This is a genomic window from Streptomyces sp. NPDC013157 (assembly GCF_042899865.1).
Taxonomy (GTDB): Bacteria; Actinomycetota; Actinomycetes; order Streptomycetales; family Streptomycetaceae; genus Streptomyces.
This window is the reverse complement of the sequence record NZ_JBIBAK010000010.1, coordinates 256,379-272,734: the sequence shown is the minus strand read 5'-3', so window position 1 is coordinate 272,734 and position 16,356 is coordinate 256,379. Positions and strand designations below refer to the sequence as shown.

The window sequence follows — 16,356 nt, the reverse complement described above, 5'->3', positions numbered from 1 at the left end:
TGGCAGTTCATGGCAGATCGTGGATGAGATATCCGGTTTGTAGCCAAACACAGCGTCACGGGTCCGACACAGCAGGTACGTTCTTGCCCGCCGGAATCAAGGGTCCACTCGGACAACCCACCACGAGTCCGGCATGGTTCGACGGTTCGCACGAGAGGACCCGGCCATGACGTCGTCAACCACGGCCTCGTCGCAGCCCGATCGGCCGGTACGGCCGAACGTCGCCTTCCGGCAGGTACGCGGCCGGCACTCGCCGGCCGAGTTCGCCGCGCTGGTACGGCGTGCCGCCCGCGAGATCGGCGAGCGGGTCAGCTGTGACGCGCGCTACATCGGCCGGGTCGAGGCGGGTGAGATCCGCTGCCCGAACTACGCCTACGAACGGGTGTTCCTGCACATGTTCCCCGGTCGCACGCTCGCCGACCTCGGCTTCGCGCCCCGCTCGTCCGTCCGCGGACGCGCGGCGCGGCCGCCGGAGGAGGTGCCCCTGGTTCTCGCCCGGGGTGAGACGCAAGGGGCCGCCGAGCCGTATGACCCGCAGGACCAGTACCACCCGCACGACCCGCATGACCCGCACGAGATGCGGAACCCGCAGGACCCGTACGAGACGCACGACAACTACGAGGAGAGCGACGTGCTGCGTCGCCTATTCATGACCGGCGGGGGCGCCACCGTGGCCGCCGCCACGCTGGGCCCGCTGGGGTTCACCATCGACGCCGTGGCGGCGGACCGGCCGGTGCGCCGTGCCGGGTCCTCGCACGCGGCCGCCCTGGAGGAAGCCGTACGCCGGATCCGGCTGCTGGACGACCGGCACGGCGCGGACGGGCTGTACCGGCGCGCGGCGGCTCCGCTGCGCGCGGCGTACGCGCTCCTTGACGCGGGCGCGACCCGGCAGACGACCGCCGAGCGATTGCACTCGGGCGCCGGTGAACTGGCCATCTCGGTGGGCTGGCTGGCCCATGACTCCGGCCGCTTCGACGACGCCCGCTCGCACTACGCGGAGGCGCTGGCGACGGCACGGATGACCGGGGACCCGGGGCTGGAGGCGCACGCCTTCTGCAACACGGCGTTCCTCGCGCGCGACGCCGGGCGTCCCCGGGAGGCGGTACGCGCGGCCCAGGCCGCGCAGCGGGTCGGCCGGCCCCTCGGCTCGGCCCGCCTCATGTCCCTCCTCGCGCTGCGCGAGGCGGGCGGCTGGGCGGGGCTCGCCGACCGCACCGGCACCGAACAGGCGCTGGCCCGCGCACAGGCCCTCTTCGAGCGGGGCCACTCGGACGCCGACCCCGAGTGGATGAGCTTCTACGGAGAGGCCGAGCTGGAGGGCCTGGAGGCGCAGTGCTGGTCCACGCTGGGCGACTGGCGCCGTGCCGCGCGCCACGCGCACCGGGCCGCCGAGCTGCAGGACCCGCACTTCACGAGGAACATCGCGCTGTACACGGCGGAACTCGCGGACGACCTCGCGCGCGGAGGGCGCCCCGACGAGGCGGCGACGGCGGGCATGCGGGTCCTGGACCTGCTGGACCAGGTCCAGTCCTCCCGGATCCAGGGCATGCTGGCGGGCACGGCCCGGGTACTGCTGCCGCACCGCCGTGCGAGCGGCGTCCAGGAGTTCCTGGACCGGCATGCGTCCACGCCGAGGGGCGTATAGGGCCGAGTTCCGGGTGCGGGTGGGTGGGGGCTGGTCGCGCAGTTCCTCCCCCGGCCGAAGGCCGGGGGAGGAACCCGGCAAGCGCCGGTGAGCGACCCCACCCGAGCCCCCACCCGCCGTCAGCCGACCAGGTGCCCCAGATCGTTCCAGCTCTCGATGGCGGGCTCCCCGTACGCCCACCCCAGCACGGACAGTGACGTCGGGTTCAGCCGGATCCGGGACGCGAAGTCCAGCGGGAGTCCCAGCCACCGCGCCCCGATCGACCGCAGGATGTGCCCGTGGGCGAAGATCAGCACGTCGCGGTCGGCCGAGCGCGCCCAGGCCACGGCCTCGTCGGCCCGTGCGGTGACCTCCGCCAGGGACTCGCCCCCGGGCACCCCGTCCCGCCAGATCAGCCAGCCGGGGCGGACGGACTGGATCTCCGCCGGGGTCAGGCCCTCGTACGCCCCGTAGTCCCACTCCATCAGCGTGTCCCAGGGGGCGGCACGGTCGCCGAAGCCGGCGAGTTCGCACGTCTCACGCGCGCGTGCCAACGGGCTGGTGCGCACCTCGGCGTCGGCGAGGCCGTCGAACGGCGGCCGGTGCAGGCGCTCGCCGAGCAGCTTGGCCCCCCGCCGGCCCTCCTCCAGGAGCGGTACGTCGGTCCTGCCGGTGTGCTTGCCGGACAGTGACCACTCCGTCTGTCCGTGCCGGGCCAGCAGGATGCGCGGTGCCATGGGGGGAGAACCTTCCGGGAGAAATTCGGGAGCGGGACACCTCCATCATCGCCCAGGCTGGGAACACGCCGGGAACGGGCTCGGGTGCGGGCAACCCGGCGCGCGCTCTCCGCGTCTTTGACTGCTGAGCGCCCCGCATGGGCGGGAATACGCGCAACGTAAAGTGTCACGGTCGGCCCGCCGGGTGCCGCGCGGACAGGGACGAGAAGGGGGAGGCAGTCGGATGCCGCAGACCGAGAAACCGGGCACCGAGGTGGCTGCACGAACCCGGCTGCGCTGGTGGACCGAGCTGCCGCTGATCCTGCTGGTGTACGGCTGCTACACCGCCGGCCGCCTGCTCGCGCGCGGGAACACGGGCACCGCCGTCGACCACGGCCTGGCGATCCTGCGCATCGAGAAGGCCCTGCACCTCAACGCCGAGCACCCGCTCAACCGCCTGTTCACGCGCGAGGCGTGGCTCGGCGTACCGGCGGACTTCTGGTACGCCTCGCTGCACTACCTGGTCACCCCGGTGATCCTGGTCTTCCTGTTCCGCAAGCGCGCCGAGATGTACCGGCGGGCCCGCACCTGGCTGATGACGTCCACGTTCATAGGCCTGATCGGCTTCACCCTGCTGCCCACCTGCCCGCCCCGGCTGCTGGACGTGCAGTACGGGTTCGTCGACACGATGGCGCGGTACAGCTCGTACGGCTGGTGGGGCGGCGACGCAAGCGCCCCGCGCGGCCTCGGCGGCATGACCAACCAGTACGCGGCGATGCCGAGCCTGCACTGCGGCTGGGCGCTGTGGTGCGGGGTGATGCTGTGGCGCCACGGCGGCAACCGCGTGACCAAGGTGCTCGGCGTGGCCTACCCGCTGCTGACCGCGATCGTCGTGATGGGCACCGCCAACCACTACTTCCTGGACGCGGTCGCGGGCGTGTTCGTGATGGGCGTGGGCTACCTGCTGGCGCCGTACGTGACGCGGGTCGCGGATCTCGTCAGGGTGCGGATCACCCCGGGCGCCTCCCTCGTCGCAGCGCGCTCGGACGGCGCGGGCTCCCCGATTGTCAGTGGCGGATGCCAGACTTCGGCGGGTGAGCGAATTCCAGCGCAGCGCGAGTCCCGGCTCGCCCCCGCAGCCGAACCGGACGCTTCCCCCACAGACGCGGGGGACGGCGCTCCGGCACCGGCTCGCTGAGCTGCGCGGCCCCGCGGTCCCGGCCAAGGCCCTCGACGCGCGTGCCCTCGCGGCGCTCGCCGCGAACCCGGGGTGCAGGCGGCGGGCGATCCTGGACGGGGCCGGGGTGGACAAGTCCGCGCTGGCGGGCGCCCTCGGCTCACCGTCGGCCTTCGGCCAGTCGCAGTTCGCGCTGACCCGGGGCAACGCCTTCGAGGCGAAGGTGAAGGCGGACGGCGGCGCCGAGTTGCTGCGGCTGGTGCGTACCCACCTCGACCCGGGCGCCGAGCCTGCCGAGCGGGCCGCCGTGCCGGACCTTTCCGCGGCCGGGCCCGAGGGGCGCACGGCCCGTACGGCGCTGGCGCTGCGCGAGGCCGTCGAGGCGGGCGGCTGGGCGCTGTTCGACCATCCGATGCTGGCCCTGGAGGTCGCCGGCTCGCTCGCGTTCCTGGAGCCGGACGCGGTGGTCGTGCACCCGGACGGCAGCTGGACGGTGGTGGAGATCAAGTCGTTCCCGATGCTGGACGGCTCCGCCGACCCGGCGAAGGTGGGCGCGGCCGCCCGGCAGGCCGCGGTGTACGTGCTGGCCCTGGAGGAGGTCGCGGCCCGGCTCACCCCGGCCCCGCGCGTGCGCCACGACGTGCTGCTCGTCTGCCCCAAGGACTTCGCCAACCTGCCGACCGCCGCCGCCGTGGACGTCCGCAAGCAGCGCGCGGTCACCGCCCGCCAGCTGGCCCGGCTCACCCGCGTCCAGGACATCGCCGACGCCCTGCCGGAGGGCACCTGCTTCGCCCCGGACCTTCCGAAGGAGCAGCTCACGGCGGCCGTGGACGCCGTCCCCGCGACGTACGCGCCCGAGTGCCTGTCCGCCTGCGAGCTGGCCTTCCACTGCCGGCAGCGGTCCCGCGCGGCCGACGAGGTGACCGCGCTGGGGCGTGCGGCCCGGGCCGAGCTGGGCGGGCTGAGCACCGTCGAGGAGGTGCTGTCGGCGGCGCGCGGCGAGAGCGGCGACCCGGCCGACCCGGCGGTGGCGGCGCTGCGCAGGGCGGCCGCCCTGCGCGCCGAGGCGCTGAGCGGTGCGCGGGAGGCCGTGTGTCCCTGATCACCACGCTCGCCCGCCTCGAAGCCGTGAGCTCGGGCACCGCGCAGCCCGCCGCGACCGTCCGCCACCGGCACCTCGCCGAGCATCCCCTGGTCTTCGTGCCGCTCACCACCGCCGGTGAGGCCGGTGCCCCGCTCGGGGCCCTGGTCGGCACCGACCGGGACGCCCCGCGCCTGCTGGTCGTACCCCAGCCGCGCGACCGCGACCTGCGGTTCGCCTTCCTCGCCGAGCTCGCCGACGTCGTCCTGCCCTACCTGGACTCCTACGCCGACAGCGTCGAGGCGGCCGAGCGCACCGAGACCGACCCGGAGACCGGCAAGCGCGTCAAGGTCGAGGTCGAACTGTGCGCGGACGCACCCCAGCTGATCGTCCCGGGCCGCGCGGGCATCGAGTACGTACGGCTGCTGGGGCGGTCGATGCGGTTCCGGCGCACGGCGGAGCAGGACCCGGAGGCGCCCTATCCGGCGCCGCCCCGGGTGCCGTTGCTGGGCCGGTGGCTCACCCACTTCGGCGAGCGCGCCCGGGTCCCCGGCTCCTCCCTGCTCCTCGCCATGACGGACCTGCTGTCCCGGCACTGGGCGACCGGCCAGTCCGGCATCGAGGACCAGCACCTGGGCGCGCTGCTCGCCTGGATCGCCCCGCCGCAGGGGAGCACGGGCGCGGCGGCCGCGCGCGTGGCCGAGCTGGCGCGGGACGGCGACGGGCAGTTGCTGTGGCCGCCGGCCGGGCCCGCCACCGACCCGGCCTTCGACAACAGGCTGCTGGCCCCCGCCTTCGAGCGCTACGACCGGGCCCGCACGGCCCTCGCCGGGGCCGAGGACGGCCTCCAGGCCGACGACCGGCTGCTGATCCTCACCGCCGCCGAGCGGGAGATCCGCGCCCTGGTCGAGAGCCGTACCCGGCCCACCTGGGACGCGGTCTGGCAGGGGCTCGACCTGCTGCGCGGCCTGCCGGAGGGCGCCCGGGTCGAGGAGCGGTGGACGCGCGACCGCTGGTCGTTCACCGGTCACCGCGACCGGGTGCTGGCCGGCGAACCCCCGCAGCCGCGCCGCGACGACGCGGTCACCGCCGCCAACAAGCTGGCCACGCGCGAGCGGGAGCAGGCCCGCCTCGACGCCCAGGAAGCCCTCGACGACCCGCTGGTGATGGCGGGGCGGCGGCTGTCCGGGGAGGCGTTCGCCGGAGAGGTCCTCGACGTCGTCATGGCGTACAGCGACGGCAAGCGGCCCAGCCCGCGCCCGCTGCTGACCGTGCGCACGGAGGACCGGCCGCAGCTGGGCGAGCGCGCCAAGGCGTACCGCTCGCTGGGCGGCAGGCCGCAGTCGACGGAGTTCGTCGGGTACGAGGCGGACGGAGTGCTGGTGCTGCGCGTCCTGGACAAGATGGGCCGCGGCAAGGAACCCGAGCCGGGCTCGGTCCCCGAGAAGGGCGACCGACTCGTCTTCACCCTGTTCGAACACGAGCAGCGCGGCGGCGCCAGGCTGCCCGACCCGGAGGACACCCCGTGGACGCACGGCGGCCCGCCGGGCGAGGCGGCAGCGGAGGCGGCCGACACCGCGACGCCGGAGGACATCCTGTGACGACCACGGACTTCGATCCCGCAGCGGCCGCCGCGCAGGCCACCGCCGCGATCCTCCACGACACCCTGCACGGCGCCGACCGGGGCGTGGTCGTCGACTCCCCGCCGGGCGCCGGCAAGTCCACGCTGGTGGTCCGCGCCGCGCTGGAACTCGCGGCGGCGGGCCGCCCCCTGATGGTGGTCGCGCAGACGAACGCGCAGGTGGACGACCTGGTCCTGCGGCTCGCCGAGAAGAACCCGGAGCTGCCCGTCGGCCGCCTGCACAGCAGTGACGCCGACCCGTACGACAAGGCGCTGGACGACCTGCCGAGCGTCCGCAAGTCGGCGAAGGCAGCCGACCTGAAGGAGACGCAGGTCGTGCTGTCCACCGCCGCGAAGTGGGCGCACGTGAAGGTGGACGAGCCCTGGCGGCACGCGATCGTCGACGAGGCGTACCAGATGCGCTCGGACTCCCTGCTCGCCGTGGCCGGCCTGTTCGAACGGGCACTGTTCGTGGGCGACCCCGGCCAGCTGGACCCGTTCGCGATCGTGGGCAGCGAGCAGTGGGCGGGCCTGTCGTACGACCCGTCGGCGTCCGCCGTCTCCACCCTCCTCGCCCACAACCCGGGCCTGCCCCAGCACCGCCTCCCGGTCTCCTGGCGCCTCCCGGCGTCGGCCGCGCCCCTCGTCTCCGGCGCGTTCTACCCGTACACCCCCTTCCGCAGCGGCACCGGCCCCGGCGACCGGCGCCTCACCTTCGCCGTCCCCTCCGACGGCTCCGGGCCCGACCGGGTCATCGACGAGGCGGCGGAGTCCGGCTGGGGCCTGCTGGAACTGCCCGCCCGGCACACCCCGCGCACCGACCCGGAGGCGGTCCGCGCGGTGGCCACGGTGGTACGACGGCTACTGGACCGAGGCGGCGCGGCCCGCTCCGAACGCTCCCCCGACCCCGCACCCCTCACCGCCGACCGGATCGCCGTCGGCACCGCCCACCGGGACCAGGCGGCGGCCGTCCGCGCGGCCCTGGCGGAGCTGGGCGTGGCCGACGTCACCGTCGACACCGCGAACCGTCTCCAGGGCCGGGAGTACGACGTGACGGTCGTCCTCCACCCGCTCTCCGGCCGCCCCGACGCCACCGCCTTCCACCTGGAGACGGGCCGCCTCTGCGTCCTCGCCTCCCGCCACCGCCACGCCTGCATCGTGATCTGCCGCGCCGGCGTGACCGACCTCCTGGACGACTACCCGTCCACAGAACCGGTCCAGCTGGGAACCCTCGTGAAGTTCCCGGACGGCTGGGAGGCGAATCACGCGGTGCTGGCACAGCTGGGCGAGCACAGAGTCAGCCACCGGCCTTAGGGTCCCCTTGCGCGGGCGCGGGACAATGGACGGTGGTCATCGGACCGTAGTCATCGACACCGTACGAGGAGGACCAGACATGGCGGAGCCCACGCCGCGTCGGAACGAACCGCGGCTACGCCCCGCGCCCCTGCTCTTCGAGCCTGTGGAAGCGGTCGCCGACCCCGAGCACTTCTTCGGCCTGGAGTCGATCGACGACCCCGGGGTGCTGCTGAGCCGTGCGACGGAGCTGACCCAGGCGTTCCGGGTGGCCACCGACCGGGCGGTGGAGTTCCAGGCCATGGCCGCCGCCCAGCTTGCCGATCCGCGCCGCTTCGACCGGCTGACCCCGGCCGACATCGCCGAGCGGACCGAGTGGACCGAGGACTACGCGAAGAAGATGGTCGAGTTCGGCCGGGACCTGCTGCGAGGGAGGGAAGGGCGGGGACCCGAGCAGATCTAGCGGATGGCATATGCCGGGTGGGCAAGATACGCCCCTCCGTTCGGTCCTGTCCGGGTTTCCCGCAACTGACGGCGAGCGGGCGTTCACGAGGGGTATCAATTCCCCATGAGCCGCACACCGTACGAGACCTTCCCCGGCGACCTCGCCGAGCTCGCCGACCTCGGCTGCGCCGCCGGGGTCACCTCCGACGGAGCAGCCTGGCTGGCCTCGGCAGGAACGTATCCGCGGAGCACGCTGGCGTTCTGGGAGGAGCGGCCGGACGCCCCGGTCGTCCTGCCCTGCGGGACCGTGTTCGACGTGGTGAACGCCCCGGCGATCTTCGGCCGCCGCATGCTGGACCGGCTGTGGGACGAGGGGCCGGGCTCCGGGCCGGTCGCGGTCTTCCGGGGCCGGATGCTCCTGTTCGCCGCCCCCGGCACCGCCGCCCGGCTGCCGTCGCTGCTGGGCTGGGAGGAGTGGGGCGGCCGCGGCGGGGCCGTACCTCCGCTGCTGTGCCACGGCACCGGCGACGCGGTGACCGTACCGGCGCCGGCGCCGCAGGGCGCCCCCTCTGCCGCCCCGGCCGGCACCCGCTGGCTGGTCGCCCCGGACACCCGGCACCCGTGGCTTCCGGGCCCCGAGATCCTGCTCTGGGCGGCCGTCCGCGCGGCCCGCTCGGCCGTCCGCATATCGATTTTTCCTCCCGCCGATCAGGGTGCTAAGGTCTACGACGTCAGCAGGCGCCGCTAGCTCAGTTGGTTAGAGCAGCTGACTCTTAATCAGCGGGTCCGGGGTTCGAGTCCCTGGCGGCGCACGCGAAGTAGGTGAAGGCCAAGCTCCTGTGAGCTTGGCCTTCGTCTTTTCGTCGGCAGGGTTCAGTCCGGCTTGGCCGGCGTGATCTTCACGTTCCAGGCGCCGGACGCCGTCCGCCCCTCCACCGCCACCTGCACACCGTCCCCCGGCACGGTGAAGCTCTCACCGAGGGCGACCGGGGCATCGGCCAGCGGCGGGTAGACCGAGTTCTCCCAGCACGCCTCGGTGTGCGGATGGGCGTCGATCACCTCGATCGGCCCACTGCCGGAGGCCGCCCCGTCGCGGACCCGGTAGACGAGGATGCCCTGCCGGCAGGCCGCGCTGTCGTTGCCGGACGCGTCGCGCGCCTCGAAGGCCAGCGCGGTGTCCTGCCCGGTGCGCACCACCGCCAGCTTGGCGCCGTCGCCGAGCCCGAAGGCTTCGCCGCCCGCGTCGCCCTGCGCGGGCACACCCGGCCCGGCGGAGAGCGGTTCCAGGGTCAGCCGGGTCGGCGCGCTCCCCCGGACGCACACCACCTGGCGCGGATCCAGCCATCCGAGCTTCCACTTGTGCCAGGCGAAGAGGTCCGGGGAGAGACCGAACTGGCTGCCCATGAGGTCCCAGTCGCCGACGTAGGTGTCCCAGTCGCCCTTGCCGTCCACCGGGCGGTGGTAGAGGTCGGGGAGGTCGAAGACGTGCCCGGTCTCATGGGCGAGAACCAGCCGGTCCGGCGGGTGCTTCTCGAAGACCGTGACGACCCGGCGGACGTCGATGCCGTCCACGTGCACCGGGGTGTCGAGGTTGACCACCTTCGTGGCGTCGGAGTCGACGCCGGGCGCGTCCGGGTCGGCGACGAGGTACACGACGTCGTAGCGCGAGAAGTCGACCTCGGGATCGGCCGCCGCGAACGCGTCCCGCAGGTAGGCGGCCCGCAGCGGGATGCTCCAGTCGCGCCTCATGCCGTAGTCGACCGAGGGCCGGGGCATCCGCAGCCAGTGGGTGAGCGGGTGCGGGCGGATGGTGAACTTTCCGTAGGAGGCCTGCTCGTAGTAGCGGCTGGTGGCCGGGAAGTGGTCGGCGGCGAGCTCCGCGGGCGTGGTCTGCGGGGTCGCGTCCGGGAAGGAGAGGAACACCATCACGGCCGAAAGCGGATGGGTGGGGCGCGTGTAGTCGGGGTTCCAGGTGTCGACGCCCTCGGAGTGGTGCGCGTCGGTGCGGTGCAGGGCGCAGGGGGCCGTGGAGAACGGCTCGGCGGCCGACGGCCCGGTCAGGATCGTCGTTGCGACGAGCGCCGACATCGTGGTGAACACGGCGGCGGAACTGCGCAGCAGGACACGCGGCACGGAAGGACCTCCGGGGGCGGTTCGCGGGACACCGCACCCAGCCTCTTTGAGTTTGTCACCTTATGACCTGTTTATCTGCACCAGAAGGGTGAGGAACCACCTGCTCACCACAGGCAGACCCGAACGGCCGACACCCCGGGACGCTAACGGAACGTCACAAGTGGTCGCGCGCCCCAAGAACCCGTCCAGGTGCGGGCAGAAACGATCTGTCAGAATCGCCGGTTCATCGGGGACACTGGACAGTGGCTGGAAGGCCCTCGGGCCAGCCTCTATGATCGGCACACTTTCCTGCACGGACAGAGATCGAGTGCACTGCGGGAGCGAGCGGTGAGCGGAACGTCCGAAGGGCCGACGCCCGCGGCAGACCTCGACCGGTCCGCCGTCACAGAGAGTGACAACACCTACCGGAAGTCGTACGAGAAGACAGACGAGAAGACAGAACCGACGACCTACGAGCACGCCTTCGCGGCCGCCGCGCTGCCCATGGCCGTGGTCGACCGCGAGGGGCTGGTCACCGCCGCCAACGAGGCGTTCGCCATCCTGATCGGCGCCGACCAGGCCGGGCTGCCCGGGCGGACCGCCGCGGACCTGCTGGACCTGGCCTCCGACGCCCGTACCTGGCACGCCTACCGCGAGGTACTGCGCGGCCGGCAGGCCAGGCTGCGCTGCACCCGCCGGCTGAAACACCCCGACGGGCACTCGGTCTGGGCCCAGGTCACCATCGCCCCGCTGGCCAGGGACGTGCCGGGTGTGCTGATCTCGGTCTCGGACATCAGCGCCCGTCGCGAACTCCAGGCCCGGCTGCGGCACTTGCAGATGCATGATCCGGTGACCCGGCTGCCCAACCGGACACTGTTCTTCGAGCGGCTGACGGCGGCGCTGGAGGCGGAGTCGTACGAGCAGAGCGGCACCGGCCGGATCGGCCTGTGCTACCTGGACCTCGACGGTTTCAAGGCGGTCAACGACACCCTCGGCCACCGGGTCGGCGACCGTCTGCTGGCCGCCGTCGCCGAACGGCTGACCCGGGTCGCCGACGAGGCCGGCTTCGCGCGGGCCGGCGCGCCGCTGGTGGCCCGGCTCGGCGGGGACGAGTTCGCCCTGCTGGTCGAGGACTCGACGGGCACGGAGCAGCTGGCCGATCTGGCCGAGTCGGCGCTGGCGGCTCTCCAGGCGCCGTTCGACCTGGCCGGCCAGCGGCTGTCGCTGTCGGCGTCGATCGGGGTGGTGGAGCGGCACGCCGCCGGCACCACCGCCACCGGTCTGATGCAGGCCGCCGACACGACGCTCTACTGGGCGAAGGCCGACGGCAAGTCCCGCTGGACGCTGTTCGACCCGGAGCGCAACGCCCACCTGGTGACCCGGCAGGCGCTCTCCTCCACCCTCCGCCCGGCCATCGAGCGCGGCGAGTTCGTGCTCGAGTACCAGCCGCTGGTGGGCATGGGGGACGGCCGGCTCAGCGGGGTCGAGGCCCTGGTCCGCTGGCACCATCCGGAGTTCGGCACACTAACGCCGAATCGGTTCATCGGATTGGCGGAGGAGGACGGCTCGATCGTCCCGCTCGGCCGCTGGGCCCTGACCACGGCCTGCCGGCAGGCCCGCCGCTGGCAGCTGGACCACCCCGGCGAGCCGCCGATCTTCGTCAGCGTCAACGTCGCGGTCCGTCAGGTCTGGGACTCGGACCTGGTCGCGGACGTCGCCGAGACCCTCGCGGAGACCGGGCTGGCTCCGCACCTGCTCCAGCTGGAGCTGACGGAGTCGGCGGTCATGGGCTCGGCGGGGCGCCCGCTCCAGGCCCTCCAGGCCCTCAGCGACATGGGGGTGCGCATCGCCATCGACGACTTCGGCACCGGCTACTCGAACCTCGCCTACCTCAGCCGCCTCCCGGTCTCGGTCCTCAAGCTGGACGGCTCCTTCGTGAGGGGCTTCCAGTACGACGACCCGGGCGACCGCCCGAACCCGGCGGACGAGGTCGTGGTCGAGGCGATGATCCAGCTGGCCCACCGCCTCGGCCTCACCGTCACCGCCGAATGCGTCGAGACCTCGGCGCAGGCCTCCCGACTGCGTCACATCGGCTGCGACACCGGCCAGGGGTGGCTCTACTCCCGGCCGGTGACGGCGGATCGCATCTCCGAGCTGCTGGACACCAGGACCTACGCGGACACCCCGGTCGGCAAGCCGTAGGCGTCGGCGACCAGTTCGTAGGAGCGCAGGCGCAGCTCGCCGCGGTGGGCGTGCGTGGTGAGCATCAGCTCGTCGGCGCCGGTGCGCTTCTGCAGGTCGTCGAGGCCGGCGCGGACCTCGTCGGCGGTGCCGTGCACGATGTTGGCGGTCCAGGAGTGCACGAACTCCTCCTCCATCGGGGAGAACTCGTGCTTCTCGACGTCGTCCGGGTCCGGGAACAGCCCCGGCCGTCCGGTGCGCAGCCGCAGCATGTTCACCGCACCGGCCCGCACCTGCCGCTGCGCCTCGCGCTCCTCGTCCACGGCGAGGACGGAGACGCCGATGAGGGCGTAGGGCTCGTCGAGGACGGCGGACGGGCTGAAGGACTCGCGGTACAGGTCGAGGGCCGGGACGGTGTTCTGCGCGGAGAAGTGGTGCGCGAAGGCGAACGGCAGCCCGAGCATGCCGGCCAGCCGGGCGCTGAACCCGGAGGAGCCGAGCAGCCAGACCGGCGGCCGGTGCGGCGACTGCACACCGCCGGGGGTCGTGCTCTGCACCGGCCCCGGGATCGCGTGGATCCTCCGGTACGCATGCCCGTCCGGGAAGTCGTCGTCCAGGAACCGGATCAGCTCGGCGAGCTGCTGCGGGAAGTCGTCGGCGCCCTCGTTGAGCGTCTGGGTCCGGCGCAGGGCGGCGGCGGTGGCGCCGTCGGTCCCCGGCGCCCGCCCGAGGCCCAGGTCGATCCGCCCAGGCGCCAGCGCCTCCAGCGTCCCGAACTGCTCGGCGATCACGAGCGGCGCGTGGTTGGGCAGCATCACACCGCCCGACCCGAGCCGGATCCGCTCCGTGTGGGCGGCGAGGTTGGCGAGGATCACGGCGGGCGAGGAGGAGGCCACGCCGGGCATCGAGTGGTGCTCGGCGACCCAGTACCGGTGGAAACCGCGCGCCTCGGTGAGCCGCGCGAGGTCCGCGCTGGTGCGCAGGGCGTCGGTGGCGGTACTGCCGGTGCCGACCGTCACCAGGTCCAGTACGGAGAGGGGGACGGGGGCGGTCCCGTGCGTGATGCCCCGGATCTCGTCTGCCGACACGGTGTGAGCCTCCTGTTTTACGGCCGTGAGCTGTCCTGAGGGGCGTTAACAGGAGGAGGTCTCCGTTTATTCCTGCGCCGTGGGTGACGGACAAGCCTGCCGGCACTTTTCGGCGCCGGGCGGTGCAGCCGACCAAGGGGCGCGGGGAACTGCGCGACCAGCCCCCACCCAGCCGCAGTCGCACCACGACGCGAGCCTCCCCCCTCCTCGCGTTCCAGCCGACCGAGTCGGGCGGGTGGATGAGCGCGGAGGTCCGACCCTTCAGCCCGCCGAGGCCCCCCTCCTCACGTTCCAGCCGACCGAGTCGGGTGGTGGGTGGGCGAGGGCTTTCGGGGGTCCAGGGGGCGGAGCCCCCTGGTGCGGTGGGACCGTCAGGCCTGGACGATTGGTTCGCGGGTGAAGAGGGCGCCGAGGGCGGGAGCGTTCACCCGGCGGTCCGCCAGGCGGAGGCCTTCCCAGACGGTCACCTGGTTCGCCGTGAGCACCGGCTTGGAGAGGGCCTTCTCCAGCAGGGGCATGTGCGCCGCCGTGTGCAGTGCCGTGTCCGGAAGGAGCACCGCCTCCGCGCCGGAGTCGTCGGCCGCCCGCGCGAGCGTGAGCACCTCCTCCTCCCCCCACGTCCCGACCTCCGCCGCGGTCACGATCCCCGAGGACCGCACGCCGGTCACCTCCAGGCCTCCGGCCCGCAGGAAGTCGGCGAAGAGGGCCGCCACGTCGTCGGGGTAGGTCGCGCCGACCGCCACCCGCCGCACCCCCAGCTCCCGCGCCGCGTGCACGAACGCGAAGGACGTGGACGACGCCGGCATCCCGGCCGCCCGGGCGAGCGCGCGGACCTGCTGCTGGGCGCCCTCCCAGCCGTACACGAAGCTGCCGCTGGTGCACGCCCACACCACCGCGTCGGCGCCCGCGAGCCGCAGCTCCGCCACCCCGGCGGCCAGCCGTTCCTCGGACCCCATCTCGCGCAGCGCGTCCACCCGGTGCGCGTCCTCGCCGATGTCGGTGTGGACGACGTCCACCCGGATGTCGCTGCCGAGGAGCTGTTCGATACGGGGGTAGTCGTCCTCCGCGGAGTGCCCCGGATAGAGGATTCCGAGCGCTGTCATGTCCACCCTTCCTGCTGTTCTTCCGGCAGTACGGGCCACTGACCGGACGACGCCGATTCGTCCTGGTGACGGATCAGCGCCTGATAAGGGCCCACCGCTCGGGTACCCAGCCTGCGCAGCGCCGCCCACATCGTGACCTGGTTGGCCGACAGGACGGGTATCCGCAGCTCGGCCTCCAGCTGGGGGATGACCTCGTAGGTGGCGAGGTTGGTGCAGGAGATGAACAGGGCGTCGGCGGCCCCGGGCCGTACCGCCTGCCGTGCCATGGCCACCACGTCCCGGTACGGCACCTGCCAGATGTGCCGGGTCAGCCCCATGAACGCGCAGCCGGCGACCCGTACGCCCGCCTCCGCGACGTACTCCTCCAGGACCCGGGTCACCGAGACCGTGTACGGCGTGACCAGCGCCAGCCGCCGTACGCCCAGCTCGGTCAGCGCGTCGAGCAGCGCCCCGGAGGTGGTGAGGGCGGGCACGGCGCCGGAGCGGGTCATCGCCTCGCACATCGCGCGCTCGCCCGCGATGCCGCCGACGAAGCTGCCGGAGGTGCAGGCGTAGGCGACGACCTCGGGCGCGACCGCGGTCAGCGCCCGCACCGCCTCGCCGAGCGTCTCGTGCTCGCTGACCAGCCGGGCCAGGTCGAGACCGACCTCGACCGGTACGAACGGTGTCCTGGTCAGGTGCAGGGAGACGTCGTCCGGCACCCAGCGCCACAGCTCGCGGTCGAGCGCGAAGTCGAACGGCGCCACGACGCCGATGCCACGCTGGGGACGAGGTCCGCCCAGAAAGGAGACGTCCATGGGAGGTCACCGGCCTCATGTGGGAGATCGAGGGGCAACGGTCGACGGATACGCCCGTGTTGACGAAGGTAGGTTCGGGTGCCAGCGTGGTCAATCCGCACCTTCGAGACGTTCCGTCCGCCCACGTCAGACGCTGTCGGACACCGGGAGACCGCCCCGAATGACACCGCCCGTGCCCACTCTGCTGGTCCTCGACGCCGACCCGCCCCCGCGGCTGGGCAGGCTCACCGGCCGCGCCCGGATCGTGCACACGGACGCGGCGGACCTGGCGGCCCGGCTGCCGGAGGCGGACGTCCTCCTCGTCTGGGACTTCGCCTCGCACGCCGTCCGCGAGGCCTGGCCGGGCGAGGGGCCCCGGCCGCGCTGGGTGCACACGGCGAGCGCGGGTGTCGACCATCTGATGTGCCCGGAGCTGGCCGCGTCCGACACGGTCGTCACCAACGCGCGCGGGATCTTCGACGCGCCCATCGCCGAGTACGTGTCGGCGCTGGTGCTGGCCGTCGCCAAGGACCTGCCGCGGACCCTGGACCTCCAGCGGGAGCGGACCTGGCGGCACCGCGAGGCGCGCCGGGTGGCCGGCACGCGCGCGTGCGTGGTCGGCACCGGGCCGATCGGCCGGGCGATCGTCCGCACCCTCAAGGCGCTCGGCATCACCACGGCCCTCGTCGGCCGGGTCCCGCGTACCGGCATCCACGGCCCGGACGACCTGGACCGGCTGATGTCCCGCGCGGACTGGGTGATCGCGGCCGCGCCGCTGACCGAGCAGACGTACGGCATGTTCGACGCGCACCGCTTCGGTGTGATGCAGCCGTCGGCCTGCTTCATCAACGTCGGCCGGGGTCAGCTGGTCGACGAGGAGGCGCTGGTGCGGGCGCTGTCCCGGCGCTGGATCGCCGCCGCGGCCCTGGACGTCTTCGCGACCGAGCCGCTGCCCGCCGACAGCCCGCTGTGGGACGTGCCGGGCCTGCTGGTCTCCCCCCACATGAGCGGGGACACGGTCGGCTGGCGGGACGAACTGGGCACCCAGTTCCTGGAGTTGTACGAGCGGTGGGCGGCGGGCAGATCTCTGCTGAACGTGGTCGACAAGAAGCGCGGATACGTGCGCGGTCACTGACCCTC

Annotated in this window: 14 protein-coding genes and 1 tRNA gene; 10 read left to right on the top strand and 5 right to left on the bottom strand. The window is 73.3% G+C overall.

Annotated features, from left to right (window positions below):
* The first annotated feature begins 166 nt into the window (after positions 1 to 166).
* On the top strand, positions 167 to 1,645 hold the full coding sequence (locus tag ACFY6U_RS28765) for a hypothetical protein (protein ID WP_390042801.1): 1,479 nt from the start codon (positions 167 to 169) through the stop codon (positions 1,643 to 1,645).
* 119 nt (positions 1,646 to 1,764) lie between these two features.
* Here ACFY6U_RS28765 and ACFY6U_RS28760 read toward each other — a convergent pair whose 3' ends face one another.
* Positions 1,765 to 2,361: a histidine phosphatase family protein gene (locus tag ACFY6U_RS28760; RefSeq protein WP_390042799.1), complete on the bottom strand. Its 597-nt coding sequence runs from the start codon at positions 2,359 to 2,361 to the stop codon at positions 1,765 to 1,767.
* A gap of 223 nt (positions 2,362 to 2,584) precedes the next feature.
* Here ACFY6U_RS28760 and ACFY6U_RS28755 point away from each other — a divergent pair, with 223 nt between their 5' ends.
* From ACFY6U_RS28755 to ACFY6U_RS28725, 7 genes are all read left to right on the top strand, one after another.
* Entirely contained in the window at positions 2,585 to 3,538 is a 954-nt protein-coding gene (locus ACFY6U_RS28755; protein ID WP_390042797.1) for a phosphatase PAP2 family protein, read from the top strand.
* A complete protein-coding gene (locus ACFY6U_RS28750) occupies positions 3,435 to 4,619 on the top strand; it encodes a hypothetical protein (protein ID WP_390042795.1) in 1,185 nt (394 codons plus the stop codon). Before ACFY6U_RS28755 ends, ACFY6U_RS28750 begins: the two co-directional genes overlap by 104 nt.
* The gene (locus ACFY6U_RS28745; protein ID WP_390042794.1) at positions 4,610 to 6,199 is read left to right on the top strand and encodes a hypothetical protein; all 1,590 of its coding nucleotides are present in this window, start codon (positions 4,610 to 4,612) and stop codon (positions 6,197 to 6,199) included. The genes ACFY6U_RS28750 and ACFY6U_RS28745 overlap by 10 nt, the downstream gene beginning before the upstream one ends.
* Positions 6,196 to 7,533, top strand: coding sequence for an AAA domain-containing protein (locus ACFY6U_RS28740; RefSeq protein WP_390042793.1), 1,338 nt, complete (start codon positions 6,196 to 6,198; stop codon positions 7,531 to 7,533). The genes ACFY6U_RS28745 and ACFY6U_RS28740 overlap by 4 nt, the downstream gene beginning before the upstream one ends.
* Positions 7,534 to 7,612: 79 nt before the next feature.
* Positions 7,613 to 7,975: a hypothetical protein gene (locus ACFY6U_RS28735; RefSeq protein WP_390042792.1), complete on the top strand. Its 363-nt coding sequence runs from the start codon at positions 7,613 to 7,615 to the stop codon at positions 7,973 to 7,975.
* A 105-nt stretch (positions 7,976 to 8,080) separates the two neighbouring features.
* Entirely contained in the window at positions 8,081 to 8,704 is a 624-nt protein-coding gene (locus ACFY6U_RS28730) for a bifunctional DNA primase/polymerase (RefSeq protein WP_390042790.1), read from the top strand.
* Positions 8,695 to 8,768, top strand: a tRNA-Lys gene (locus ACFY6U_RS28725). The genes ACFY6U_RS28730 and ACFY6U_RS28725 overlap by 10 nt, the downstream gene beginning before the upstream one ends.
* Before the next feature lie 61 nt (positions 8,769 to 8,829).
* Here ACFY6U_RS28725 and ACFY6U_RS28720 read toward each other — a convergent pair.
* Positions 8,830 to 10,044 (bottom strand): M6 family metalloprotease domain-containing protein, encoded by a 1,215-nt coding sequence (locus tag ACFY6U_RS28720; protein ID WP_390042978.1) that lies wholly within the window; start codon positions 10,042 to 10,044, stop codon positions 8,830 to 8,832.
* Between the two features lie 372 nt (positions 10,045 to 10,416).
* Between ACFY6U_RS28720 and ACFY6U_RS28715 the strand changes: the two genes are divergently transcribed.
* A complete protein-coding gene (locus tag ACFY6U_RS28715) occupies positions 10,417 to 12,270 on the top strand; it encodes a putative bifunctional diguanylate cyclase/phosphodiesterase (RefSeq protein WP_390042789.1) in 1,854 nt (617 codons plus the stop codon).
* On the opposite strand, the gene ACFY6U_RS28710 is transcribed toward ACFY6U_RS28715, so the two are convergent.
* From ACFY6U_RS28710 to ACFY6U_RS28700, 3 genes are all read right to left on the bottom strand, one after another.
* Positions 12,240 to 13,337 carry an LLM class flavin-dependent oxidoreductase gene (locus ACFY6U_RS28710; RefSeq protein WP_390042787.1) on the bottom strand — a complete coding sequence of 366 codons (1,098 nt, stop codon included), beginning with the start codon at positions 13,335 to 13,337 and terminating at the stop codon, positions 12,240 to 12,242. The genes ACFY6U_RS28715 and ACFY6U_RS28710 overlap by 31 nt on opposite strands.
* 371 nt (positions 13,338 to 13,708) lie before the next feature.
* Positions 13,709 to 14,440, bottom strand: a complete 732-nt coding sequence (locus ACFY6U_RS28705; RefSeq protein WP_390042785.1) for an aspartate/glutamate racemase family protein — start codon at positions 14,438 to 14,440, stop codon at positions 13,709 to 13,711.
* Positions 14,437 to 15,237 carry a decarboxylase gene (locus ACFY6U_RS28700; protein ID WP_390042783.1) on the bottom strand — a complete coding sequence of 267 codons (801 nt, stop codon included), beginning with the start codon at positions 15,235 to 15,237 and terminating at the stop codon, positions 14,437 to 14,439. The genes ACFY6U_RS28705 and ACFY6U_RS28700 overlap by 4 nt, the downstream gene beginning before the upstream one ends.
* Before the next feature lie 160 nt (positions 15,238 to 15,397).
* Here ACFY6U_RS28700 and ACFY6U_RS28695 point away from each other — a divergent pair, with 160 nt between their 5' ends.
* The gene (locus tag ACFY6U_RS28695; RefSeq protein WP_390042781.1) at positions 15,398 to 16,351 is read left to right on the top strand and encodes a D-2-hydroxyacid dehydrogenase; all 954 of its coding nucleotides are present in this window, start codon (positions 15,398 to 15,400) and stop codon (positions 16,349 to 16,351) included.
* Positions 16,352 to 16,356: the final 5 nt, after the last annotated feature.